A 25,495-nucleotide genomic window follows, 5' to 3' on the forward strand; every position below is an offset into this window, starting at 1 on the left:
TAAAGTCGCTGTCAGTCTGTCCGATAATAGGTTATCAGTAAAGCATAATGAGGTAGCAGTATGGTAGAGGTAAAATTTGCACTGGGGCAACTGGTCGTGCATGAGCTCTATGGCTATCGTGGTGTTATTGTTGATGTCGACGCGTGCTTCTCGCTCAGCGATGACTGGTATCAACGCATGGCGCTATCGCGTCCAGCAAAACAACAGCCTTGGTATCTATTACTGGTGAATAATTCTAGTCTACAGACTTACGTCGCCGAGCAACACTTGCTGGCCGAGAGCGAGCCTAAGCAAATTAGTCATCCATTGCTAAATAGTTTGCTGGGGCAATTCCAACATGGCAGCTACGGCCTGCTAGCGAAGACTAATTGAGTATTTGCGCTATACTCCTGCGGGCAGTACCATGCAATGACAATAGCAGCCTATAACAGGAGTCTAGGGTGGCAGAAGCAACAATTTTTAGTCAGATCATTGAGCGCAAAATTCCCGCCAATATCGTTTACGAAGATGACATTGCGTTAGCATTTGAGGATATTAACCCGCAAGCACCGGTGCATTTGTTGATCATTCCCAAACAGCCGATAGCCACCGTTAACGACATTCAAGCCGCCGATTGTGAAAGCGTCGGTCACCTTTACTTAGTCGCCGCAAAAATCGCTCAGCAGCAGGGTTTTGCAGAGGATGGTTACCGATTAGTGATGAACTGTAATGAACACGGTGGACAAACCGTCTATCACATTCATTTGCACCTATTAGCCGGCAAGGCGATGGGCTGGCCGCCCTACAGCAACACGCTCAAGAAAGCGTAAAACCAGCCTCATCTAAAGTGGCGACCCGTTACTTAAACGGGTCGTCGAAAATGCGTGTGACTAGCCACTCATTCTCATGTTTCACCAATAACACCGAACGCACTTCGTCATACTGACCGCCGTTATACGGCCCTGATAACGCAACGGTGACCCGCAAGTTTTCTGGGTTACCAAGATACGGCCGAATGCTACTGTTATCGACATTAATTTTGGCTTCATCAAAATAACGGTTGAGCAAATAACGCTGCACCGAACTGATAGAACCATAATGTTGCAATAACGCACTCAAGTCGGCGCTGGTGTGTGTCATTGCCGCTTCTAAATCGCGGTCGTTATAAATATCATCAAAAAACTCCGTAACCACCGTCTGCGGCTCCATCGCCGCATGCATAGCATCGGCGGCGGATTGCTCGCCGCACGCGTTTAATAGCAATGCGGTTGCTGCAATGAGCAAGCCTTTTTTTATCATCGTTATTGCCCCTTGGCGATACCTTCGCGGCGCGGGTCTGCACCCCCTTGCAAGCCCCCTTCCGCAGTCACCGTAATGCCGTGTAAGCCACTATTTAACGACATCACTTTAACCTCATGGCCACGTGCTTTTAATGCCTCAGCAACATCCGTAATTGCTGTACCCTGCTCGAGTGCGGTGTAATCATTACGATTGGTCACATGCGGTAAAGCGACTGCTTGCTGCATGGTCATGTCCCAATCCAGCAGAGCCACCAGCGTCTGTGCCACGTAATCAATGATACGGCTACCACCCGGTGAACCTATCACATGCACTACGCGCTGACCATCTTCACTTAACACAATGGTTGGTGACATCGAACTACGCGGACGTTTTCCGGCTTCGACGCGGTTGGCAATCAAACGTCCTTGTTGGTCACGCGGTTGCAGTGAAAAGTCGGTTAACTGGTTATTCAACAGGAAGCCATTGACCATCACCGTGGAACCAAACCCCATTTCGATACTGGTGGTCATTGACAGCGCATTACCTTCAGCGTCAACAATTGACACATGGCTCGTGTTGGGCAATTCATAGGCTAAATCTTGGCCCCATTCACCAGCTACCGGTTGCCCGTGCTCTGCGCTACCCATATCGTTGTCTGTGATCAAGCTAGCTCGACTGGCCAAGTAGTCGGGGGCCAGCATTGCTTCGCTTGGCACCTCAACAAAATCGCTGTCAGCGATGTAATAATCGCGATCGGCGAATGCCAAGCGCGAGGCTTGGGTAAATAAATGCACCGCCTCAGCGCTATTGGGCTGTTGCTCGGCAATATTGGTCTGCTCCAAAATGCCCAGTAATTGACCGATGGTTAAGGCGCCAGAACTCGGTGGGCCCATGCCGCAAACCTGATACTGATGATAACCTTGGCAGACCGGCTCGCGTAGCTTAGCTTGATATTGTGTTAAGTCTTGTAGAGCGAGCTTACCCGGGGCTATCGGGCTTTGCTGAACGGCGCTGACTAGCTGTTGTGCTAATTCGCCTTGATAAAAAGCATCGGCGCCCTGCTCCGCGATGCGCGTTAGCGTGTCGGCCAATTCAGGATTCTTTTTTAACGTACCGGCCTGTAAGGGTTTACCATTGGGGAAGAAGTAGTCGCTGGCGGTTGGCATTTTGCGCAATCCGGGATTAATCTCTAGCTCAACCAGCTTGGCCAGTCGGGGAGATACCTTAAAGCCCTGTTCGGCTTTATCGATGGTTTCCGCAAACAGCGGTTGCCAATCCAGTTTGCCCCAGCGTTGATGCGCTAATTCCAAACCACGCAGTACACCAGGCACACCCACCGAGCGGCCACCGACCACCGCATCAATCCAACGCGGCGCATTGCCCTGCGAGTCTAAAAACAGCGATGGCGTTGCCGCCAATGGCGCGCGTTCACGAGCATCAATGCTATAGAGCTTCTTCTCGTTATTATCCCAATACAAAATAAACGCACCACCACCAATACCTGACGACTGTGGCTCGGTTAAGGTTAACATGGCTTGTACAGCAATAGCCGCATCAATGGCACTACCGCCTTGTTCTAGCATGTGATATCCAGCATTAGCGGCCAATGGTGTGGCTGCGGCGACCATAAAATGCTGCCCCTCAACCAACTGTTTGTCGACTACGCCGGTGGCGGCTTCGGGTTCGCGCGCTTCACGCTGTTGCGGCGCACCACCACAAGCCGTTAGCGTTAGCGTGGCGGTCAAAGTTAGCGATAAGGCAATTAGATTCTTGTACATACACCCTCTACACAGGCTAAAATCAAGTGCATCTATCATACGAGGGCGACAGTTAGCGTGCAAATTAAATCCCCATTTTTCCAATTACTGTTAGCGACATTAATACTGGTCGTTATAAGCCTGTGCTTGCAAACTCAAGCGCAATGGTTTGCGCTGTTGGACTATGACCACGCGCAATTATGGTCACAACCGTGGCGTTTTTTTAGTGCTCACTTGCTCCATTTAAACTATCAGCACGGCTTACTCAATTGGTTAGCCTTAATCATGATCGTGTTAATTTGGCAACGTCAGCTCAGCGCTCGGCGCTTACTGAATGTGCTATTAATTTGCAGTGTGGTGTGTTGTCTATTGGTATGGTTAGTCGGACAACCACAACGGTTTGTCGGCTTGTCGGGGATTTTACACGGCTTGATCATTTTCTGTTTATTAGGAGATACCCGTCAGGGTGATAAGTTAAGCGTTGTGGTGCTAATCATCATCGTTGCCAAAATTATCGCCGAAGCCTGCGGCTTTTCGGTCACCGGCAACAGCCCTCTGGCATTGCCCAATATGGGCCAAGCAGTTTGGGTGATCCACGCCAGTGGCGTGATCGGCGGTATCGTTGCTAGCTACACGGCGCGGCAGCCGTTAGCTCACTCCGCATAAATAAAAAAGCGACTCGCAGGGCGAGTGGCAAGCCACGCTTTTATTGAGTCGTATCAGACTTTAGGTTCTCTTCAAATAATTTAAAGATACGGCGATATTCGTTCAACCAACTGCTTGGCTGACGGAAACCGTGCGGCTCTACTGGATAAATAGCGGTTTCCCAATCTTCTTTTTGCAATTCGATCAAACGTTGTACCACCCGCACCGAATCTTGGAAGAACACATTATCATCCACCATTGGTGAGTTGATTAGCAATGCATCCTCAAGGCCATCGGCAAAATAAATCGGCGAGCTACGGCGATAAGCGATGGCGTCGTCATCGGGCAAGTTAAGAATATTGGCGGTATAGCCGGTATTGTAATGAGCCCAATCCGACACGGGTCGCAACGCGGCACCAGCCTGAAACAGACCCGGCTCTTTAAACAGCGCCATAAAGGTCAGGAAGCCGCCATAAGAGCCGCCATAGGTACCAACGCGCTGAGTATCTACGTGGCTATTGTTACCCAACCAGTTGACCGCGTCGACCAAGTCTTCCACTTCTGGCGTACCCATTTGGCGATAAATAGCAGTACGCCAGTCACGGCCGTAGCCTTTTGAACCGCGATAATCGACGTCCAACACCACGTAGCCGTGTTTATTCAGCAAGCTATGAAACATGAATTCACGGAAGTAGCCTGACCACCCCATGTGCGCATTTTGCAAATAACCGGCGCCATGGATAAACACCACCGCTGGGTATTGTTCAGCACGGTTTGGATCAAAGTCATCAGGCAAGTACAGGCGTGAATAAATCGGGTGTTCGCCATGGCTGGACGGAATTGCCACTACGCTCGGTGCAGTCCAATCGATACTTTCAAATTTTTCGGAAGTGGTATGGGTTAACTGCTGAGCTTGGGCATTAGCGGCAACCGCTTGTACCATCAGCTCTGGCGGCTGTAACGCCGAGGAGTGCGTGAGCAACAGCTGTTTACCATTAGGACTTAAGCGATAATCGTTGATGCCGCCTAAGTTAGTTAACTGCTCCACCTCACCGCCATCTACCGCAACACGATAAACTTCATAAACGCCCGGATGCTTCTTATTGGCTTGGAAATAAAGATATTCGCCATCGGGACTAAGCGTCGGTGATTCGACCACAAAACGGCCTTGTGTTAAGGCCCGTTCACTGCCCGCCAACGGTTTCACGTATAATTGCGAATAACCACTTTGCTCAGATTGATACCACAGCGCATCGTCGCTGTTTAACCAGCCAAAGTCGTTGTGGGTGTAGTTGATCCAGGCATCGTCATGCAGGCGGTCCTGTACCCGAAATTGCTTAGCATCAAAATCAACGGTCACAATCCAACGATCTTTGTTGTCCCACGCTTCCAACATCATGGCCACTTCTGAACCACGCTGATTCCAGCGGATTGGGCCTTTCTCCCAGCCCCAATCTTGCATCAGAGTAATGGCGCGCGGTGCTTTTTCTGATTGATAGGTCTTGCCTTGGGCTTTGTAGTTCTCGCGTTTAACGTCGGCTAACACATCGTCGTTCCAACCTGGCAAGCTATTGTATGTCAGTGTGCTTTGACTACCGTCTTCGAGATTAATCAGTATCACCCGGTGGTTTTCAGGCTTGGCATCGGCCACACGGCGACGAACCTTCTCTGCGCTGATACGGCCATCTTCGTTGATATAATTCGGCATGATATCGCCATCATCACGCCAACTTTGTTTGTCGCGAGTAACGATGATCAAACGGTCGGCATTTGGCGAAATGCTAGCCTGCACCAATTGCTGATCGTTGCCTAGGTAAAACTCATTGCTCATTAACGAACGATTTGCCTGCGCCAATGCTTGCTGCTGGTCAGCTCGTGCTTGACGGTTATGACGTTCGCTTTGTAAGAATTTACTGAGTTGAATCGCCTCACGCGCGACGAAATCTTTCGCTTCTGCAACAGCCGGCTGTTGCTCAGCAAATTGCCATGCAGCTAACTGTTCGATGGCACCGCTAGTGACATCAACGGCGAAAATACCGTCGCCTTGCTGGTAAGCAATACGGCCATCATTAAGAAACTGTAGTTCAGACTGCCGCGCTGCATCGCGGGTCAACTGACGTGTTTGTTGCTGCATGTTGTCGTAGACAAAAACGTTGCCTTCAAAAGTATAAGCAACAAATCGTCCATCGTGTGAGCGCAGCCCGCCATCATAAGCCACGCGATGTAAATCGGCTAAGTTGACAGCGCTAGCTGCAGCGCCGTTTAACGGTTGACGATACAAGTCTTTGACGACACTCGCGGCACGCTTTTGCTGATAAAACACCGCTTCACTATCGAGCGACCAGTACGCATTTTCGGGGGCGCGACCTAGCCAATCCGGATCGGCCATAATCTGTTCCATGGTCAGCTCGGCAGTCCCTTGAGCGGTTGCTAAGCTGTCGGCTTGCTGCGTTTGCGTGTTTAATGGTGATGTCGCTGCTGTCGACTGCCCTGGCGTAGTCGACGCACAGGAGGCGGTCAGCAAGGCTGCTGCAATAGCCACGACCAATTTCTTTTGCATGGAGCTTGTCCTTTTTATTTGAATCGAGTGCCTACTTTACCCACCGCATTTAACCAGATTGTCACCGCGCTGGCGAGTCTACAGCACAATTCATGCGACCAATGCGCGGCAGATTGCGATGTGGCGTCAGCATAATACGCAGCGATAAAAAGGCGTAGCCGCCGTTACAGCCGCTACGCCAATGCGTTAAAACGATTTATGATTCAGTATCGGTATGGGTCTATCGGTATGGGTCGATACCAAAGCTACTGAGCATCTGGCTGATTTTCCGGACGCGAAGCGATAACTGCAGGTAACTGTTGCAAGTTATGATGCACCTGCATCAGGGTGGGAAAATCGTCTAGCGCCACCTTAAAGCGTTGCGCATGATAGACCTGTGGCAGCAAACATACGTCTGCGAATGTCACTTGATCACCCACACAATAACGACCCGCGCTGCGGCTCAAGCTTTGTTCAAGAGCGGTGAAGGCACGCTTAGTCCAATGCGCAATCCACGCCTGCTTTTGCTCGTCGTTAAGTGCTAAATCATTCGTTAAATATTGAAGTACGCGCAAATTATTCAGCGGCTGTAAATCGCAAGCCATGTCCAGTGCTAAGGCTCGCGCTAACGAGCGCTGCGGCTCTTGCTCTGGCAATAAAGCTGGCTGTGGATATCGTTCTTCCAGATACTCAAGAATCGCAGGCGACTGATGCAACGTCATATCGCCATCGACCAAGGTCGGCACCAGCTCGGTTGGAGTCATTTGTTGGTAAGCCTGCTGATGCTGCTCGCCACCATCTTTAACTAAATGCACTGGCTGATAATCAAACTTCAGACCTTTTAAATGCAACGCTAAGCGCACTCGATAGGTGGCGCCGGAGCGCCAGTATCCATAGAGTTTAAGGCTCATGATTGATAACCCGCGTACTTCACTACGCGCTGATCGATGCTACCAAAGATACTCTCACCGTTTTCGTCCAGCATCTCTAATTTGATGGTATCGTCGAAATTCATAAACGCGGTAGTCGGTTTTCCATCACGAATGGTTTCGATCATCCGGATCTCGGCAATACAACTATAGCCAACGCCACCCTCGTCGATCGAGGTGCCGTGATCGGTGCCTTGCTTGTTTGATACCGTGCCTGAGCCGATAATAGCGCCAGCGCCTAAATGACGAGTTTTAGCCGCGTGCGCGACTAAACGCGCAAAGCTAAAGGTCATATCTTCACCGGCATTGGGTTTACCAAACGGCTTTTGATTGTAGGTCGATAGCAGCGGCAGATGCACTTTATGTTCACGCCATTTGTCGCCTAACTCGTCCGGTGTTACCGCCACAGGCGAGAACGCTGACGACGGTTTAGATTGGAAAAAGCCGAAGCCTTTACCCAATTCGTTAGGGATCAAGCCGCGTAACGACACATCGTTTACCAGCATTAACAGGCGAATATGGTCACCCGCTTCGGCCTCGCTAACGCCCATCGGTACGTCATCGGTGATGACCGCAATTTCACCCTCAAAATCAATGCCCCATTCGGTCGACGCCATTTCGATATCGTCCTTGGGTCCCAAGAAATCGTCAGAGCCGCCCTGATACATAAGCGGATCTTCCCAAAAGCTGGGTGGCATTTCAGCATTACGCGCTTTTCGCACTAATTCGACGTGATTGACGTAAGCACTACCGTCGGCCCATTGATAGGCACGGGGTAACGGTGATTCACAGAGTTGCTCATTAAAATCTTCGGCATCTACCGCCTGACCACTGTTTAGCTGGTCATAAACCGCTTGCAACTGCGCGCTTACGTCGTCCCAGTCATCTAACACTTCTTGCAATGTCGCGGCAATGGCAGGTACTGCCACTGCTTTGCGTAAATCTCGACTGACAACCATCAGCTGTCCGTCACGCGTACCATTTCGATATGTCGCAAATTTCATGCGTTATTTTGCCTCCTGCCAACTATTGACGTAGTCGCGGTTCTCAACCGCTGTTGCCGCCTCGCCAACCTGTAGCGCATCGCGGGTGTCCAGCATCACCGCCACTTCGTCAGTGAATGTCTTCTTGTGTTCGCGACCGGCTTTAAACGCTTTCGGGTGTGGCCCGTGAGTAAAGCCCGCCGGATGGAAGGTCACCATACCACGTTCAATGTTATCGCGACTAAAGAAGTCGCCTTCATGGTAAAATAACACTTCATCGTAATCGTCGTTATTGTGATAAAACGGCACTTTCAGTGCACCTGGATCAGATTCAATTGGCCGAGGTACAAAAGTGCAGACCACGAAACGTTCGGCGACGAAGGTTGTATGCGCCGATGGCGGTAAATGATAACGGTGACTCATGAGTGGTCGAATATCACGCCAATTCAAACGTACTGGGGCTAAATCGCCGTGCCAGCCGATAGCATCTAGCGGGTTATACGGATAGCTGATAACCGACACCTGACCGTGCCGTTTGACCTGCACCTGCCACGCTTCTTCGCTGTATTGCGCTTTGAAAGCTGCATCGATGTCTGGCACATCTAAACACGCTGGGTCAAAAATCGCATGATTACCGACCAAGCCTTTTTCCGGCAACTGATAAGCGCCATTAGTAGCCTCTATCATCAGTAACTGCACCGGCTCCAAGGGCTCGATACGCCACATGGTAGAACGAGGAATAACAAAGTAGTCACCCTTTTCTAAGGTAATGTGGCCGTAGTCACAAAATAAATCAGCACGCCCTTCATGAACAAACAGCAAATCATCACCATCGGCATTGCGCACCAAAAACGGCATCGCTTGCTGACAATGCCAAATACGCATCTGACACGAAGCATTATGCAACAAGGTTGCCGCCGACCAAGGCGATTCGGGCGCAGGCTCAGCTAACTCGTTAAAGTTAAAGGCGCGAGGCCGTAACGGCCCTTCCCACGTTTGCCACCCGGTTGGTGCATGTTGATGATGAAAGTGCGCGGCTGGGCCGAAGAAACCACTTCGACCCGCTTCACGTTCATAAATGGCCTGCTCCGGAAAGTCAGCGTGCGCCTGTTTAGAGGCTTCGCCAACCTGTTTCGGAAAGCTAATCCATTTACGCATCGCTCAATACTCCACGGCGAATCTGATCTTCTTCAATTGATTCAAATAGGGCTTTAAAGTTACCCTCGCCGAAGCCTTCGTTACCCTTGCGCTGAATGATCTCGAAGAATACCGGGCCAATCACGGTTTGCGTGAAAATTTGCAATAAAATGCCGTCTTTCATCGGTGCACCATCGATTAGAATGCGTTGCTTACGCAGTGCATCGACGTCTTCTTGGTGACCCTCTACGCGTTCGTCAATTTTCTCGTAATAAGTATCTGGCGTATCCATGAACTCCATACCGATGCTACGTAAATCACGTACCGTCTTATAAATATCGTCGCTGGTCAGCGCGATATGCTGAATACCCTCGCCTTTGTATTCACGCAGATACTCTTCAATTTGCGATTTATCGTCGTGAGACTCATTAATTGGAATACGAATTTTGCCACAAGGTGCAGTCATAGCGCGGCTTAACAAGCCGGTTAATTTACCTTCAATATCGAAGTAACGGATCTCACGGAAGTTAGCGATACGCTCGTAGAAACCCGCCCAGGTATCCATGTTGCCACGGAACACGTTGTGCGTGAGGTGGTCAATTTCAAACAAGCCAGCGGCGTGGTCGTTCATTTTGTCTTGCCAGTTATCATAAAAGTCGAAATCGACGTCGTAGATACTCTGACCTTGGTAGCGATCAACAAAGTACAATAAGCTCTCACCAATGCCATAAACCGCCGGAATATTGAGTTCCATGATGCCGACTTCACGCTTAACAGGCTTGGCACCATTTTTAACCGCATATTCAAACGCGTGCTTAGCGTCCTTCACGCGCCAAGCCATCGCGCAAACGCTAGGGCCGTGCTCACGTGCAAATTGCTCAGCCTGACCACCGGGGTTAGCATTGATGACAAAGTTAATGTCATTTTGCTTATACAACCAAACGTCTTTATGACGATGTTTAGCCACTTCGGTAAAACCTAACTTACTGAACAGGTCTTTCAGCGCATCAATACCCGCTTGATCGGGAGCGGTATACTCGACGAATTCAAAGCCGTCGGTTTGCAATGGATTTACGGTGTTGTCTGTCATAATGATACTTCCTTCGTTATTCGAGTTATCTCGTTATTGTAGTCAAACACCCGCTATTTAGCGTGAGCTGAAGGCATTTGCCTAGTCCCCAGTACGCTTTTCTATCGGCGTGTGAAAATAGCATTTTGTAAAGCAAAAAATACAAAAGGCGCAGACTCGCGTCTGCGCCTTATTGTTCTGTACGCTTTTGTTGACTAACAGCCGCTAAGCTGTCTAGTTTTCTTTACGACTGGTATTTTTACGGCGTTGCTTGCCGATGCCGTAATCACGCAATTTGTTCGCTACTGCGGTATGCGAAAGCCCTAATTTACGCGCCAATTGCCGGGTACTGGGGTAACTGGGATATAGGCGCTTCAAAATGGTGCTTTCAAATTTCTTCACCGCATCCTCTAGGCTGCCATCCTCTAAATCGATAGCCAACGATTCGTCTACCGCCGTTAGCTCCGGCAACTTAATATCATCCGGATCTAACTTATCGCCCTCGAGCATCGAAATACTACGGAACAGGGTGTTCTCTAATTGCCGCACGTTACCCGGCCACTGGTAACGACTTAAGTAGTCTCGACAACTGCGGCTCATACTCACTAAACTACGCCCTAATTGTTGGCAGGCTCGCGCAATCACATGCTCGGCCAACAATAAAATATCGCTTTTTCGTTCACGCAAAGTCGGTACTTTCAACGTTAGTACGTTCAAACGATAATATAAATCTTCGCGAAATAGGCCTTGTTCAACACGTTCATATAAGTCGCCTTGCGCGGTGCAAATCAAGCGCACATCGACACGCACTTCTTGCTCTTCACCGACACGTCGAAATACACCATCTTGGACAAAACGTAACAGCTTGGTTTGCAATTCCGCAGACATTTCACCGACCGAATCCAAGAGCACGGTGCCGCCATCGGCTTGTTCTAAAATACCTTTCTTGGCTTCGCTTTGACTACTCAACACACCTGCGCCATGACCAAATAGTTCGCTCTCCGCGACATTATCGGGTAAGGCGGCACAATTGACCGCCAGTAATGGCTTTTCAGCACGTTGACTGGCTTCATGACATGCTCGGGCTAACAGCTCTTTACCGACTCCGGTTTCACCCTCAATTAATAACGGTGCTTGTAATTCGGCCATACGCAGCGCATCGCGAATGACACGCCGAATACTGGCGTGTTCACCGATAACCCGGCGGAAGGCATTGTCGTTACCGCCGCGACGCCAACTTTCGGTGACAGGCCGAGCCTTACAGGTCACCACCGCTCCGGCAAAGGCATCCTCACCGTCGTCGCCAGTTACCCAAATCGGTAATAAATCAGCAAGAAACTTAGCACCACCAACGCTAATTTGCTCAACACTCGGCTGTTTCGGTACTTTTTCTAGCCATCGGCCAATGTTAAAACCACTCATCCATTGGCTTAGCAACGTACCACTGAGTGTTTGTTCGTTGTCAGCTAACAGTTCTCGAGCCGCATCATTAATAATGTCGATGCGGCCACGGCTATCTACCGACAGCACCGGGTCGGGTAAGGTACTCAGCAATAAGGAAAACTCAAAATGTTCGCGTTCCGAAGGCATATAAGGAACGGTCTTTACATCCTGGACGTTAGGAATACGTCGAATTTCAGGCATCAAATGACTGAAATCTTCGAACGCTAATTCAGGAAAGTTGAGGAAAATTTTTCCGCGCGGATCGACTTCTATACCACGTAAATCAATTTCATGGTCACGAAGGATCTGCAACACATCCTGGCATAACCCCAGGCGGTCTTCACACGTGATCTCTAAGCGCATACCGTTCCACTGAAACCGGCAGATAAAATGTAAAGCAAATTATACATACCTTGTTCGGCAAATGATAGATACTTAGCAGGCAAATTGTAAGCTAATGTTGTTAACTCGATAGTGTTTGAATACCCACAAAAAACCCCAGATTAACTGGGGTTTTTATCATTACTTCGATGCCTATCAGTTTACAGCGCAGCGTCAGTTTTGGCGGCCATGATAAAGTCATTTTTATGCAAGCCATTAATCGCGTGAGTCCACCACGTGACCGTAACCTTGCCCCATTCGGTAACCAAGGTAGGATGATGCATTTCATCTTCGGCAATATCACCAATACGGTTGGTAAACGCCAACGCCTGTTTGAAGTTTTTAAATTTGAATTCACGTTCTAACTGCATAACGCCGTCGCGAGTAACCGGCGTCCAGTCCGGAATTTCACGTAATAGACTAGCTAATTCGTCATCCGATACTTTAGGTACGTCGCCGCGACATGCTTCACACTTCATTGCTTGCAATTCTGCCATGCTTTACTCCTTGTTAATTTTTAATCGTTAATACTGTTGGTTATTCGCCATGCCAAATCAAGCGGCATCTTTGGGCGGAAACTTGGGCTCGAACAATCCCAGCTCCATGGCTTCATCAACTAGCGCCATAATATCTAAATCGGCAATTTCAAACAGCCGGTCGACACTGTCGATGGTGTAATAAATCGGTTGCATGATATCGATTCGATACGGCGTACGTAACGCATCTAACGGTTGTAGGGGCTTGCGCTCAGGTTTGTCACTATTGACCGCATATAGGGTTTCGCCGGGTGACGACAAGATGCCGCCGCCATAAATACGCAAACCATCTGCCGTTTTTAACAAACCGAATTCAACTGTAAACCAATACAAGCGCGCCAAATAAACCCGTTGCTTCGGCGTTGCAGCATAACCTAACTTACCGTACTGATGAGTAAAGTGTGCGAATGCCGGATTGGTCAATAGTGGACAGTGTCCAAATATTTCGTGAAAAATATCGGGCTCTTGCAAATAATCAAACTCTTCTCGGGTACGGATAAAGGTGGCTACCGGAAACTGCTTATTGGCTAATAAACGAAAGAACTCGTCAAACGGAATCAACGCCGGTACCGGCGCTACCTGCCACCCCGTCGCCTTCTCTAATACCGTATTTAACTCGTGTAATTGCGGAATGCGATCTTGCGGCAAATTTAACAAGTCGAGCCCCTGCATATACTCGTCGCAAGCTTTACCGGGAATATAGGTTAATTGGCGCTCGACAAGGTCACGCCATACCGCGTTTTCCTCGTCACTCCAATGAATAATGCCGTCGCTATCCGGTTCTCTTGACACGTATTGACTCTGTTTACCCATAAATAGTTACCCTGTTATTTTCCTCTTGTGATCATCAAAGTGGTTACTGATCATTCATTATAGACAATCGTTTATCGACGCCGTTTTAACCGGCATGCTTTATTGTTGTAGACCGCGATGTCGTTGCTGGTTGCGCAGTGGCTACCGCTAGCGCCTGCGCTAAATCGGCAAGAATATCTTCAATCGCCTCGAGCCCCACCGACAAACGTACCAAAGTATCGCTAATGCCAGCGGCTTGACGTGCCTCCGGGGTAAACGGCGAATGTGTCATTGATGCGGGGTGCTGAATAAGGCTTTCGGCATCGCCTAAACTGACCGCTAACGTGATCAATTGCAACGCATCTAAAAAGCGTCGTGCTTGCGCTTCATCCCCCTCTAACTCAAACGCAATGACAGCACCAGCAGCATGCATTTGAGTACCCATTAAGGCTTGTGCCGGATGGTCAGCGCAACCAGGAAAGTACAGTGTGGCGACGGCTTTATGCTGCTGCAAGAAGTCAGCAACTTGTTGAGCGTTTTGCATGTGCCGTTGCATGCGTACGTCCAGCGTTTTTAAACCGCGTAAAATTAACCAAGCATCATGCGGGCTGATGGTCGCGCCCATATCTTTTAAGGTGGTAGACTTGATCAGTGCGATGTCATCCTCATTGCCGCAAATCACACCAGCAACAACATCGCCATGACCATTGAGGTACTTCGTGGCACTATGAATGACAATATCGGCACCCTGCTCACGCGGACGCTGAAATAGCGGTGTCATGAAGGTGTTATCAACCACCACGCGGGCACCATATTGATGACCGATATCGGCGATAGCGGCAATATCAATCACCTGCAAATGAGGATTTGCCGGCGTTTCTAAAAACAACAGACGAGTGTTGTCGCGCATGGCTTTAGCAACGCTTTGCGGGGTGGTCATGTCGACAAAATCGACGCTGATACCAAAACGTGTAAATAGCTCGGAAAATAACGCGAAGCTGCAGCCATAAATGGCTTTTGCCACCAAAATATGATCGCCCTGCTTTAAAAAAGCTAACATTGCCGCCGATACCGCACCCATGCCAGTAGCGGTGGCAGCTGCCTCCAGCACCGCCATTTTTTGCTCAAGCTCGGTCACCGTTGGATTACCTAAGCGAGAATAAATATAACCCTGCGCATCACCGGCAAAGCGCTCGCTGCCTTGCTGGCTATTAGCGAAGGTAAAGGTTGCCGATTGGTATAGCGGCGCGACTAAAGCGCCATGCGGATCATCATGCGCACGACCCGCGTGAATGGTTTGTGTCGCTAAACGCCATGATGAGTGCTGAGGTGGGGCATTATTGTTATTGTCGGTTGCCATGATTCATCTCTGTTGTTACAAAATCGTGTCGAGCAACAGAGTGCTTGGCTTAGGGTGTAAAGGCAAGCCTTGGTGGCGACAAACAACGACCAAGCTGTAAACCTATAATTACAAAAACACCAAAAACGTAAAGATAAGTATCCAAAATACCATTTTTAGCGACTAACGCTGTCCTGATTTTACCGTATCAGCAGCACGAAACAGCCGCGGTAATTTCTCGCCTAGCTGCCGTAATAGCGGTTTATAAATACCCGCTAAACGCGGCCTTTTAACATGCTGAAACGGCATCGGACGGCATAATGCCATGCAATGATAACCCAAGCGTGCGGTGAGTAACCCTGCGCCCAATCCTTGTCCAGCACGCAACGACAGCTTACCAGCAAGCTCGGCACCGAGCATGCTACCGCCCACATCGGTCACGATTTCACTGAATCCAGCATAAGCAATATTGGTAAATATCTTGCGCCATAAACGTATTCGGCTCCAATAGCCTAACTCAACCCCATAAAGCCCAGCGATACGATTGATCATGCGTTGATTACGCCAAAGCACCAATAGCATATCCAATATCGCGCTGGGACTGGCAGCGACTAAAATGGCAGCTTCCATCGACCAACGACTGACCTCACGTTCGGCCGCGCTATCAACTTTTTGCAGAATATCGAGTTCGAAGCGTTGACGTAACTCGGCTGGATGCCAATGGTCGCTATCCTGTTGCTGCCACAATTGGGTCAAATCGTCACGTTGCAGCTCAGCCAGCAGTGACTCCGCAGAAAAAGGCTGCTGCGCATCTTGCATGGCTTGTTGGCGCCGCCAACGGCGCTTCAATTTTACCATTCGCCACCACTCGCGCAACGACAACGCTAATACCGCAAGCAACAATAAACCAATGGCGATGGTCCACAGCGTGCCCAACCACGCATGTTGCTGCCAACTACTTTGAATAAACAGTACCGTCTCCACCGCCGCCGCCAGCAACAACAGCACAAAGCCCGCGCTTAACCAGCGCCACAGGCGAGCGGATTTAGGCTGATCGGTTTGCAGCGGTGGCTCATGCAACAATTCCTGCTGTTCGCTTTCTGCCAACTGTTCGAGTGGCTGCTCGGCATCAAAGTACCGAGGCTGGCGACGCGCTTGCGGGTTATCACTCACAGTTTGTCTCCTAGCAAATAATCGATGACCTGATCCAGCCGAATATGGGGTAATGGTGAGCTGGCTCCGCTAAATACGGGGTCGAAGCACGGATAGTTAAATGCTTGCTGCCAGTCTTTACTTTGCGGTAACTGATTGGGTACCCAGCCCGGATCAACCGTCACCGACTGCCCTTGTTGCACACCTTGCAATACCTGTTGCTGGTTAACTTTTCCCGCTTGTGTGGTTCGTAGCGCCGCCACACTCAACACGCGGTGGTCAATGCGGTCATAACGTAAACGTTGGCGCGCCGGTTGTATTAGCTGCTCTAACAGTTCGGCCAACGCCGGGTGTTGATCCGGGGTTACCTGATCGGCTTGCGATGCGACAAACAACACGCGTTCAATGGTCGGTGAAAATAAACGCTTAAATAGACTATTATGACCATAGGCAAAGCTACTCATTAATTGCGTCAAGGCAAATCGTAAGTCGTCAAAAGCGGCTTCACCACGACGCAGCGCACCCAATACATCAACCAATACGATTTGTCGGTTAAACCGCAAAAAATGCTGTTCATAAAAAGGCTTAACGACTTGCTCGCAGTAATAGTTATAACGCTTTTCTAATTGTTCAAATAGTGTCTGCTGCACGGAGTTCTGCGGTGCGGCGGCTAATGGCCAAGGAAAAAATGCTAAAGCCGGCGCGCCAGCAAGCTCACCAGGCAACAATAAACGCCCAGGTTGCAACCAATACAAACCCGCTTGTTCACGACACTCCTGTAAAAACTGCTGAAATTGTTGAGCCAGCGAACGTATATGTTGATCGCTGTGCGGCAACGCGCTGTCGCTATCAGTGGTCAACCACTGCTGTGCTGCGCTTAACCAAGGTTTTGCTAACGCTTGCCGTGGCGCTGTTTGTAATAATTGCCGCTGTTGCTCGCTCCACTGCGCATAACTCTGCTGTAATAAGGGTAAATCAAGCAGCCACTCACCTGGGTAATCTAAGATATCGAGGGTGGTGTTGCGCACCTCTTGTAATTGATTTAGTAGTCGCCCCAAGCCACGTCGCTTGGGTGTGCTACGCAATTGCAGACGAATCTCACTTAAGCCCCGGGTCGATTGTGGCCAACTCGAGGGCGTCGCCGTTAGCCTTTGCAAGGCCGCCTCATAATCAAAACGCGGTATCGACCAATCGGGCTGTGCAACTAATTTAGCGCCCAAGTAACGCCCACTCTGCCAAGCTTGCCAGAACGGTAAATGATGGCTATCGGCGGCGTGTAACAGTTGGTCAATTAAAGCAGTATTAAAAGCGGTTTTGCCAGCGCCACTTAAGCCCGTAACGGCGAGTCTGACATGATGGTCAAGCCCGCGAGCAACGAGGTCGCGGGCTTGTTGGCTAAGTTGTTGACTTTGACGGCGTACACGAGACTTCAATGTCACAGCTTCTTCAATTCCTTATTTAAGCTAAACTGCGGCGAGGTTACATAGGTTTCCATACGTTGTAACTGTTGCTCTAGCTCATCCATGTCTTGCTGAATATGCTGAAAAGCTTTACTTGGCGGGTCACCGGCTTCCCAAATACGGGTTTTTACACCGTGACCACGTACGCTTTCCAGCTCACCCAACTTTACCGGCGGTTTGCTATCCAAAATAAACCACAAGGCGATATAGCCGATAAAAACAAAGCCGTTGGTAAAAAATACACCGGTTAATACGATGACACGGACAATCCAAGTTTCGATGCAAAAGTAGTCGGCAATACCAGCACAAACGCCTGCGACTTTGCCTTCGGCACTATTACGATAGAGTTTGCCTCTGGCCGTAGTGTGTCTATCCATTAGCGATTCCTCCACTGTGGTGCTTCGTCATCAAGAATATGCTCTAACGTTTGTATCCGTTCACGCATTTTCTCAGCCTTGGCGACCAGCTGTTGTAACTGTTCGCGTTCTTCGTCGGTTAACCCCTGACTAATCTGGCGCTTACTGCGGTAATGCATGATGACCCAGAACGGCGCTACAAAGATCATGAATAAAATGATCGGGGTAACCAATATGCCTGCCAGCGCGGTGTGATCCATAGTCAGTCTTCCTTACTTTATAATGTCGTTATTGCTGCAGTACGTGATTGCTATGTTATACTGGGCGTCGCACCGACGCCCATACTCATTCGGCGTCTTTTTTATCGCTCATGCGCGCTTTTAACGCCGCCAGTTCAGCATCGACTTTGCCATCATTTTCTAACTCGGCAAATTCGTCACGTAAGGTTTTTTTACCTAAATCATAAGCATCAACCTGCGCTTCTAAATCGTCAATGCGTGATTCATAACGCTCAAAGCGGTGCATCGCGTCATCAATTTTGCCGCTGTCTACTTGCTTTTTCACTTCCAGCCGCGAACTCACTGCACGCTGACGCATGACGATCGACTTCTGCCGTGCTTTAGCATCAGCCAATTTTTCTTGTAATTGGGTGACTTCCTCACTGAGCTTATCCAATTGCTCGTTGATGCGTCCTTCTTCACTTTGCAGCGACTCCACGCGTTCTTGCGCACGCTGCTTTTCTAATAATGCTGCGCGAGCTAAATCTTCGCGTTCTTTTGATAATGCTAACTCCGCTTTAGCCTGCCAATCGGCTTGATCGCTCTCAGCACGACTAATTTGACGTTGCACATCTTTTTTCTCAGCCAATAAACGCGCCGACGTTGAACGGACTTCCACCAGCGTGTCTTCCATCTCTTGAATGATCAGACGCACCATTTTGGCTGGGTCTTCCGCCTTATCGAGTAACGCATTAATGTTCGAGTTAACGATATCTGTAAAACGTGAAAAGATACCCATAACTGCTTCCTCGCTTTTGTGTTAAGGTCGACATCGAAAAGTCATCGATATCGGGTTTATCAATCTTGTCTCTCGTATCAATGACATTCAGGAATCAGGCCAACTTGGCAAACTCTATTAAGTTACTGATTAGCAATATTTTTTATCGAAATGATGAATTTCTTTATTTCGCCAAAGTTATCAAATACACTAACAGTTAGCTAAACATACTAATAATTAGGTCAAAACATGAGTCGTTTTCGCCAAGCCGATAATCTGATTGGTCAGTCCAACAGTTTTTTAGAGGTGCTTGAGCACGTCTCGCAAGTGGCTCCGCTGGATAAACCGGTATTAATTATCGGTGAGCGTGGTACCGGCAAGGAACTGATCGCGGCGCGCCTGCATTATTTGTCAAAACGCTGGGAACAAAATTATCTCAAGCTGAACTGTGCCGCGCTGAACGACAACTTGTTGGAAAGCGAACTCTTTGGGCACGAATCGGGTGCCTTTACCGGCGCCAGCAAACGTCATGAGGGTCGTTTTGAACGCGCCGACGGCGGCTCATTGTTCCTTGACGAGTTGGCGACCACGCCAGCCTTAGTACAAGAAAAACTGTTGCGCGTTATCGAATACGGAGAGTTTGAGCGCGTCGGCGGCTCGCGTCCAGTGAAAGTCGATGTCCGCTTGATCGCCGCAACCAACGAAGACTTACCGCAGTTGGCCGAAGCCGGAGAGTTCCGTGCCGACTTACTCGATCGACTGGCGTTTGACGTGATCACCCTGCCACCATTGCGCGAACGACGCGAAGATATTCTGCTATTAGCCGAACATTTTGCGGTGAACATGGCGCGCGAACTGGATTATGAGTTATTCAGCGGCTTTACCGATAAAGCTCGGCAGCGATTACTGGACTATCATTGGCCTGGCAACGTACGCGAGTTGAAAAATGTGATTGAGCGTAGCGTCTACCGAGTCGGTAGCGGTCAGCTACCGGTCAGCGACATTGTTATCGACCCTTTTCATAGCCCGTATCGTCCGCAAGCCGCCGCCCATCGCCTTGCTAACCATAGCAGTCAGAGCCACAGCGACAGCAACGCGCACACGCCAGCAAGCGCAGCGAGCAGCGATGCAGCGGCGAGTGCCAACAACGACGACAGTAAAGCGGCATCACTGCTTAGCAACCTGCCACAACAGCCCGTCGACTTTAAGCAATTATCGCAGGATTATGAAGTACAACTGCTACAACATGCTCTTAGTCACTGCCAATTTAATCAAAAGAAAACCGCAAGTTGGCTTGGCTTAACCTATCACCAGTTACGTGGTTATTTGAAGAAGTATCAATTGCTTGAAGGGCAAGCCAATTAATATGAAGATTCGCTCCACATTGCTATCCACTGGCTGGCTATCGTTAGTCGGCGTCTTATTAGCCGGCTGTCAGCCCCAACAACGACCTGAGCCGTTACAGCAGGGCTTAATTTATTGTTCCGAGGGCAACCCTGAAAGCTTTAACCCGCAGCTCGGCACCTCGGGCACCACCATTGATGCGACCGCCGCCCAGCTCTATGACCGTTTGCTTGACTACGATGCCGATGAGAAACGATTTTTACCGGCGCTGGCAACCGATTGGCAAGTGTTAGATGACGGCCATCGTTATCGGTTTCATTTACGCCACGATGTGCAGTTTCACCACACCGACTATTTCAGCCCCAGTCGAACTTTTAACGCCGATGACGTATTATTCAGTTTTCGCCGCTGGCTCGATAAAAACTCGGCCTACCATCGCGTTAACGGTGGTAGCTACCCGTTTTTTACCGCAACGGGGTTAGATCAGCTCATCACTGCGGTCACCAAAGTCGATGACTACACCGTCGATATCGAATTACAGTATTCTGATAGCTCTTTTTTGGCGAATTTGGCGTCTGACTTTGCCATTATTCTCTCCGCTGAGTACGCACAGCAATTGCAAGCTAACGGTTATCCAGAGCGAATTGATCGGCTGCCGATTGGTACTGGGCCTTTTGTCTTTGAACAGTTCCGCAAAGATGTACTGATTCGGTATCAGCGTAATCCCGATTACTGGCGCGAAGGGCCCTATATAGAGCAATTAGTGTATTCCATTACCCCAAACGCTAATAAGCGTATGCTGAAACTACTGACCGGCGAATGTGACGTCATTCCCTATCCATTGATCAGCGAAATCGATACCTTGGTGGACAACCGTAGCATTGATGTTAGCAGCGAAATCAGCCCCAATGTCGCATTTTGGGCGTTTAACACCGAGCGCCCTCCCTTTGATGATGCGCGAGTGCGACGAGCTTTGAGTTATGCCATTAATCAAGCCGCCATCATTCAGGCCATCTACTACGGTAATGCCAAACAAGCCGACTCGTTATTGCCACAGACATCGTGGGCGTTCGCCAATGTCAGTGAAGCTTACGAGTACAACCCTGCGCGCGCTCGCCAACTGCTAGACGAAGCGGGTTACGGGCGCCTCAGCATCGACATCTGGGCGATGCCGGTACAGCGCGCCTATAACCCGAATGCCTACCGTATGGCCGAGTTGATTCAAGCTGATTTAGCTCGTATCGGCGTCGATGCTCATATCATTAGTTATGAATGGAATACCTTTAGACGCCGTTTAGCTCGGGGCGAGCATGACTCGGTACTGATCGGTTGGTCTGCTGACAACGCCGACCCCGATAACTTTTTTCGGCCATTACTAAGTTGCGCCGCGGTGGCTACTGGTAATAACCGCGCCAATTGGTGCAACGCCGCCTTTGATAACATCATCTTTGATGCCATTAGCAGCAGTGATCGTGAACAACGACAACGTTTATATGACCGGGCGCAACGTTTAGTTGCCGAACAAATGCCGTTAGTGCCGATAGCGCACTCGTTGCGCTATCAAGCTAGCCAAGCATCGATCAGCGGCATTAAACCACCGGCATACGGTGGTATTAGTTTTCGTCAAGCGCGCATTGACCGGGCTGCGACGGAGGAGCAATAGGCATGTTATTTTTTACCTTGCGGCGCTTGCTGTTGCTACTGATCACGCTACTTATCTTGACCCTAGTGAGCTTCACCCTGATGCATTTATACCCAGGTGATACCATTGTCAATATGACCGGTATTCGTACGACTGATCCACTGTTTTATGAGCAGTTGGTTCAGCAACGGCAACTCGATGAAAATCTCCTCGTACAATACGTCAATTACCTGACGCATCTATTACAAGGCGACTGGGGACAGTCGTTGGTGACTAACCAAGCAGTTGCCAATAGCGCGCTGCCAATTTTAATGGCAACGATTGAACTGTGTTTACTGGCGATGTTAGTGGCGATGGTATTAGGTATCCCGTTAGGCGTACTGGCGGCGGTTAAACGCGGTAGCTGGTTGGATAAACTGATCGTAATGAAGAGTTTAACCGGCTATTCAATTCCCGTCTTCTGGCTAGCACAATTGCTGATCCTATTGTTTGCAGTACAACTGAATTGGTTACCGATAACCGGCCAACTCAATCCGTTATACGATATTTCGGTTAATACTGGCTCGGTGCTCATCGACGTCATGTTGTCTGAACAACCCTATCGTTGGTCAGCCTTGCTAGATGCCCTACAACATTTATTGTTACCCGTTGTGGTGCTAGCAATGATGCCGATGACCATGTTGATTCGCATCATGCGCAACGCCATGCTTGATGTACTTAAACGTAATTATATTAAAGCCGCGCGAGCGCGCGGATTAAGCGAGAGTAGACTACTTTGGAAGCATGCACTACCCAATGCCATGCAGCCTCTGGTACGGCAATTGGGCTTTCAATTCAGCCTGTTGCTTACCAACGCTATTGTTACCGAAGTGATTTTTAACTGGCCGGGTATGGGTAGCTGGTTAGTGAAGGGAATTTTTGAACGCGACTACCCCGTCATTCAAGGCTGCCTGATCAGCTTAGCGTTATTTGTTTTAGTCGTTAATACACTGGTAGAGCTCTATCACGCATGGCGCTACCCGCAAGTCAGGCAGGAACTGTATGCCGAAAGCTAACCTCTATTATCAAGATCGGGTGCCCTCGCCGCTCACGCTGATCTGGCAAAACTTCAGTCGTAACCGCTTAGCCATGGCCGCGCTTTACTGTTTAGGGCTATTATTAATAACCATGTTGGCGTCACACGCGTTAGCACCCTATGACGCCAATCAGCAATTTGCAGAGAGTTTATCGGTTGCGCCCTCATGGACCGACGCCGGTGACATGCGCTATTTGTTTGGTACCGATGATTTAGGCCGAGACATGTTGTCACGCATTATTATCGGCAGCATTTATAGCTTCGGTTATCCGTTATTGATTGTACTGGTTGCCGGATTCATTGGTATCAGCTTAGGCGCCTTAGCGGGTATGAGTCGCGGGTTGAAATCGTCGAGCCTGAATCATTTACTGGATGTGCTGCTATCGATCCCGTCGTTGCTGTTAGCTTTAGTGGTTATCGCTATTTTAGGGCCGAGTTTAGAAAATGCAGTGATTGCTATCGTGTTAGTGCTGATCCCACAGTTTCTGCACGCGACCCGCAACGCCGTACGTGATGAGCTTAAACGCGACTATGTCATCGCCTCACGATTAAACGGCGTACCACCGCGTTATTTGCTGTGGCGTGTGATCCTGCCGAATATCACACCGGTGCTGGTGATGCACATTACTCTGGGTATTTCGACCGCGATACTGGATATCGCGCTGCTTGGTTTTTTAGGCTTGGGCGCACAAGCACCGGCGCCAGAATGGGGCACCATGTTAGCGCGTAGCCTCGATCAGGTGTACGTGTCGCCATGGACTATGGCCCTACCCGGCTTAGCCTTATTCCTGACTATCCTCAGTATTAACGTGGTGGGTGATAGCCTGCGTGCCGCCATTAAAGCGAGGGCAGAAGAATCATGAACATGCTTGATATTCGTAACCTCACCATCGAGATGGATACCAGCAATGGCCCGGTGAAAATTCTAGATAAAGTGAACTTGCAGGTTGGCGAGGGTGAAATACATACCTTAGTCGGCGAGTCAGGCTCCGGCAAAAGCTTATTGGCAAAAGCCATTTTGGGGTTTATTAATCCACGATGGCGCGTCACCGCAGACCGATTATGGTGGAATAATCGCGACTTACTAAACATGGATGCGGCCCTTCGTCGGCAAATCACTGGACGTGATATGGCGATGATTTTTCAAAACCCCAATAGCTATTTAGACCCTAATAGCACCGTCGGTGAGCAACTTCGTGAAGCCATTCCGAAAGGTGATTTGCGCGGTACCTTCATTCGTAAAATGGTGGATAAGCGTACCCGGGTGGTACGTTTGCTACATCGTGTCGGGGTGAAAGACCACGATCAAGTCATCGATAGTTATCCATTTGAACTTTCGGTCGGCGTCGCGCAAAAAGTCAGTATTGCTATGGCGATTGCTCACCGTCCGAAATTGCTGATAGCGGACGAACCGACCACGGCGATGGAGCCATCAACTCGACAGCAGATTTATCGGCTACTGACCCGCTTGAGCATTACCCAAGGCATGTCGATGTTAATGATCACGCAAGACGTTGCCTCGGTGATGCCAGACAGCGATAACGTGACCCTGCTCTATTGCGGGCAGTTAATGGAAGCGGGTAATAAACAGGCGGTATTCGATCAACCCCAACATCCGTATACCGAAGCCATGTTGCGCATGTCACTGCGAGATACCGACGCGGTCGAACCGAAAACACATTTACCGACCCTACCCGGGGCAATACCGACGTTACAACATTTACCCATAGGCTGTCGGCTAGGCCCCCGGTGCCCGAATGCACAAAAAGACTGCGTCATGGTGCCTAAAGTCACCCGCTTAAAACAACAGAGTTATCACTGCCATCACCCGTTAGCGCCGAACAAACGTAGGAAGTCTGCATCATGACCGCATTACTGGATGTCCAAGCGCTATGTAAGTACTACACCCACAAAAGTATCTGGCGGCGGCAGCGCAAAGTTACCGCTTTGGCACCCGTATCATTCACCCTAGAGCGCGGTGAAACCTTGGCAATTATGGGGGAAACCAGTTCCGGCAAATCGACCTTGGCGAAATTAATTGCCGGTGCCGAGAACCCCAGTAGTGGACAGTTGTTTTTGAATGGACAGCCACTCCAACGTGGCAACTTTCGTCAACGTTGTCAGCATATTCGGATGGTATTTCAAGACAGCGATGCGTCTTTAAATCCGCAATTGACGATTGGTCAACAACTCGCTGAACCTTTGCTCTTCAATACCGATATGAATACCGAGCAACGTCGTGAGGCCATCGCACAGGTACTCAAAAAGGTCGGTTTATTACCAGAACATGCGTCATTCTATCCGCATATGTTGGCTACCGGACAGCAACAGCGGGTCTCTATCGCGCGTGCCGTGATGCTCGATCCGCAAATAATCGTGGCTGATGAGGCACTGGCCGCGTTGGATCCATCAGTTAGAAGTCAAATCATTAACTTGCTAATGGATCTCCAGAAAGATATGGGTATTTCTTATATTTTCGTATCACATTCGCCGGAGATCGTGAAACACGTGGCAGACAAGATATTAATTTTACATCGTGGTAAAATGATTGAGTTCGGAGCGACGCAGACGCTATTTGAACAACCGCAACAGCAGTACACTAAGTTGCTGTTGCAAGTTCCGGCGGCTGCAAATAACTAAAAATTGAGGTGATCGCAAAA

General features: G+C 49.5%; 25 protein-coding genes. 9 read left to right on the forward strand and 16 right to left on the reverse strand.

Translation table 11 applies throughout. The features are described from left to right. The first annotated feature begins 60 nt into the window (after positions 1 to 60). Positions 61 to 372: a heat shock protein HspQ gene (hspQ, locus tag A10D4_RS03955; protein ID WP_008487892.1), complete on the forward strand. Its 312-nt coding sequence runs from the start codon at positions 61 to 63 to the stop codon at positions 370 to 372. 68 nt (positions 373 to 440) lie between these two features. Next, positions 441 to 809, forward strand: a complete 369-nt coding sequence (locus tag A10D4_RS03960) for a histidine triad nucleotide-binding protein (protein WP_008487893.1) — start codon at positions 441 to 443, stop codon at positions 807 to 809. Positions 810 to 837: 28 nt separating this feature from the next. On the opposite strand, the gene A10D4_RS03965 is transcribed toward A10D4_RS03960, so the two are convergent. After that, a complete protein-coding gene (locus A10D4_RS03965) occupies positions 838 to 1,278 on the reverse strand; it encodes a hypothetical protein (protein WP_008487894.1) in 441 nt (146 codons plus the stop codon). A 2-nt stretch (positions 1,279 to 1,280) separates the two neighbouring features. Beyond that, entirely contained in the window at positions 1,281 to 3,038 is a 1,758-nt protein-coding gene (gene ggt / locus A10D4_RS03970; RefSeq protein ID WP_008487895.1) for a gamma-glutamyltransferase, read from the reverse strand. A gap of 57 nt (positions 3,039 to 3,095) precedes the next feature. Here ggt and rrtA point away from each other — a divergent pair, with 57 nt between their 5' ends. Continuing rightward, positions 3,096 to 3,683 carry a rhombosortase gene (gene rrtA, locus A10D4_RS13585; RefSeq protein WP_008487897.1) on the forward strand — a complete coding sequence of 196 codons (588 nt, stop codon included), beginning with the start codon at positions 3,096 to 3,098 and terminating at the stop codon, positions 3,681 to 3,683. Positions 3,684 to 3,723: 40 nt separating this feature from the next. Here rrtA and A10D4_RS03980 read toward each other — a convergent pair whose 3' ends face one another. From A10D4_RS03980 to pspA, 14 genes are all read right to left on the reverse strand, one after another. After that, positions 3,724 to 6,222, reverse strand: coding sequence for a S9 family peptidase (locus A10D4_RS03980; RefSeq protein ID WP_008487898.1), 2,499 nt, complete (start codon positions 6,220 to 6,222; stop codon positions 3,724 to 3,726). A 245-nt stretch (positions 6,223 to 6,467) separates the two neighbouring features. Then, entirely contained in the window at positions 6,468 to 7,112 is a 645-nt protein-coding gene (gene maiA, locus A10D4_RS03985; protein ID WP_008487901.1) for a maleylacetoacetate isomerase, read from the reverse strand. Next, positions 7,109 to 8,134, reverse strand: coding sequence for a fumarylacetoacetate hydrolase family protein (locus A10D4_RS03990; RefSeq protein ID WP_008487902.1), 1,026 nt, complete (start codon positions 8,132 to 8,134; stop codon positions 7,109 to 7,111). Before A10D4_RS03990 ends, maiA begins: the two co-directional genes overlap by 4 nt. 3 nt (positions 8,135 to 8,137) lie before the next feature. Beyond that, on the reverse strand, positions 8,138 to 9,271 hold the full coding sequence (locus A10D4_RS03995) for a homogentisate 1,2-dioxygenase (RefSeq protein WP_008487903.1): 1,134 nt from the start codon (positions 9,269 to 9,271) through the stop codon (positions 8,138 to 8,140). Further along, a complete protein-coding gene (gene hppD / locus A10D4_RS04000) occupies positions 9,264 to 10,340 on the reverse strand; it encodes a 4-hydroxyphenylpyruvate dioxygenase (protein WP_008487904.1) in 1,077 nt (358 codons plus the stop codon). Before hppD ends, A10D4_RS03995 begins: the two co-directional genes overlap by 8 nt. Before the next feature lie 213 nt (positions 10,341 to 10,553). Continuing rightward, a complete protein-coding gene (gene tyrR, locus A10D4_RS04005) occupies positions 10,554 to 12,125 on the reverse strand; it encodes a transcriptional regulator TyrR (RefSeq protein ID WP_008487905.1) in 1,572 nt (523 codons plus the stop codon). 179 nt (positions 12,126 to 12,304) lie between these two features. Next, positions 12,305 to 12,640 (reverse strand): 4a-hydroxytetrahydrobiopterin dehydratase, encoded by a 336-nt coding sequence (locus A10D4_RS04010; protein ID WP_008487907.1) that lies wholly within the window; start codon positions 12,638 to 12,640, stop codon positions 12,305 to 12,307. Positions 12,641 to 12,697: 57 nt separating this feature from the next. Beyond that, positions 12,698 to 13,492, reverse strand: coding sequence for a phenylalanine 4-monooxygenase (gene phhA, locus A10D4_RS04015; protein ID WP_008487908.1), 795 nt, complete (start codon positions 13,490 to 13,492; stop codon positions 12,698 to 12,700). An 85-nt stretch (positions 13,493 to 13,577) separates the two neighbouring features. Continuing rightward, positions 13,578 to 14,831: a trans-sulfuration enzyme family protein gene (locus A10D4_RS04020; RefSeq protein WP_008487910.1), complete on the reverse strand. Its 1,254-nt coding sequence runs from the start codon at positions 14,829 to 14,831 to the stop codon at positions 13,578 to 13,580. 162 nt (positions 14,832 to 14,993) lie between these two features. Next, entirely contained in the window at positions 14,994 to 15,983 is a 990-nt protein-coding gene (locus A10D4_RS04025; protein WP_008487911.1) for a YcjF family protein, read from the reverse strand. Further along, positions 15,980 to 17,401 carry a YcjX family GTP-binding protein gene (locus A10D4_RS04030; protein ID WP_008487912.1) on the reverse strand — a complete coding sequence of 474 codons (1,422 nt, stop codon included), beginning with the start codon at positions 17,399 to 17,401 and terminating at the stop codon, positions 15,980 to 15,982. Before A10D4_RS04030 ends, A10D4_RS04025 begins: the two co-directional genes overlap by 4 nt. Next, complete coding sequence (pspC, locus tag A10D4_RS04035) at positions 17,398 to 17,799, reverse strand: envelope stress response membrane protein PspC (RefSeq protein WP_008487913.1); 402 nt, start codon at positions 17,797 to 17,799, stop codon at positions 17,398 to 17,400. The genes A10D4_RS04030 and pspC overlap by 4 nt, the downstream gene beginning before the upstream one ends. Further along, positions 17,799 to 18,038: an envelope stress response membrane protein PspB gene (gene pspB / locus A10D4_RS04040; RefSeq protein WP_008487914.1), complete on the reverse strand. Its 240-nt coding sequence runs from the start codon at positions 18,036 to 18,038 to the stop codon at positions 17,799 to 17,801. The genes pspC and pspB overlap by 1 nt, the downstream gene beginning before the upstream one ends. Positions 18,039 to 18,123: 85 nt before the next feature. Further along, positions 18,124 to 18,795 carry a phage shock protein PspA gene (gene pspA / locus A10D4_RS04045; RefSeq protein ID WP_008487915.1) on the reverse strand — a complete coding sequence of 224 codons (672 nt, stop codon included), beginning with the start codon at positions 18,793 to 18,795 and terminating at the stop codon, positions 18,124 to 18,126. A 228-nt stretch (positions 18,796 to 19,023) separates the two neighbouring features. Here pspA and pspF point away from each other — a divergent pair, with 228 nt between their 5' ends. Genes pspF through A10D4_RS04075 form a run of 6 tightly spaced genes read left to right on the forward strand, consistent with a single transcriptional unit; the run spans position 19,024 to position 25,475 of the window. Next, positions 19,024 to 20,139, forward strand: coding sequence for a phage shock protein operon transcriptional activator (gene pspF / locus A10D4_RS04050; protein ID WP_008487916.1), 1,116 nt, complete (start codon positions 19,024 to 19,026; stop codon positions 20,137 to 20,139). 1 nt (position 20,140) lies between these two features. Next, a complete protein-coding gene (gene sapA / locus A10D4_RS04055) occupies positions 20,141 to 21,781 on the forward strand; it encodes an ABC transporter substrate-binding protein SapA (protein WP_008487917.1) in 1,641 nt (546 codons plus the stop codon). Positions 21,782 to 21,783: 2 nt separating this feature from the next. Next, positions 21,784 to 22,815: an ABC transporter permease gene (locus A10D4_RS04060; protein ID WP_008487919.1), complete on the forward strand. Its 1,032-nt coding sequence runs from the start codon at positions 21,784 to 21,786 to the stop codon at positions 22,813 to 22,815. Beyond that, entirely contained in the window at positions 22,802 to 23,698 is an 897-nt protein-coding gene (locus A10D4_RS04065) for an ABC transporter permease subunit (RefSeq protein WP_008487920.1), read from the forward strand. Before A10D4_RS04060 ends, A10D4_RS04065 begins: the two co-directional genes overlap by 14 nt. Continuing rightward, on the forward strand, positions 23,695 to 24,702 hold the full coding sequence (locus A10D4_RS04070) for an oligopeptide/dipeptide ABC transporter ATP-binding protein (protein ID WP_008487921.1): 1,008 nt from the start codon (positions 23,695 to 23,697) through the stop codon (positions 24,700 to 24,702). Before A10D4_RS04065 ends, A10D4_RS04070 begins: the two co-directional genes overlap by 4 nt. Then, a complete protein-coding gene (locus A10D4_RS04075) occupies positions 24,699 to 25,475 on the forward strand; it encodes a peptide ABC transporter ATP-binding protein (RefSeq protein WP_008487922.1) in 777 nt (258 codons plus the stop codon). Before A10D4_RS04070 ends, A10D4_RS04075 begins: the two co-directional genes overlap by 4 nt. Positions 25,476 to 25,495: the final 20 nt, after the last annotated feature.

Origin of the sequence: Idiomarina xiamenensis 10-D-4, from assembly GCF_000299895.1 — a bacterium.
GTDB lineage: Bacteria > Pseudomonadota > Gammaproteobacteria > Enterobacterales > Alteromonadaceae > Idiomarina > Idiomarina xiamenensis.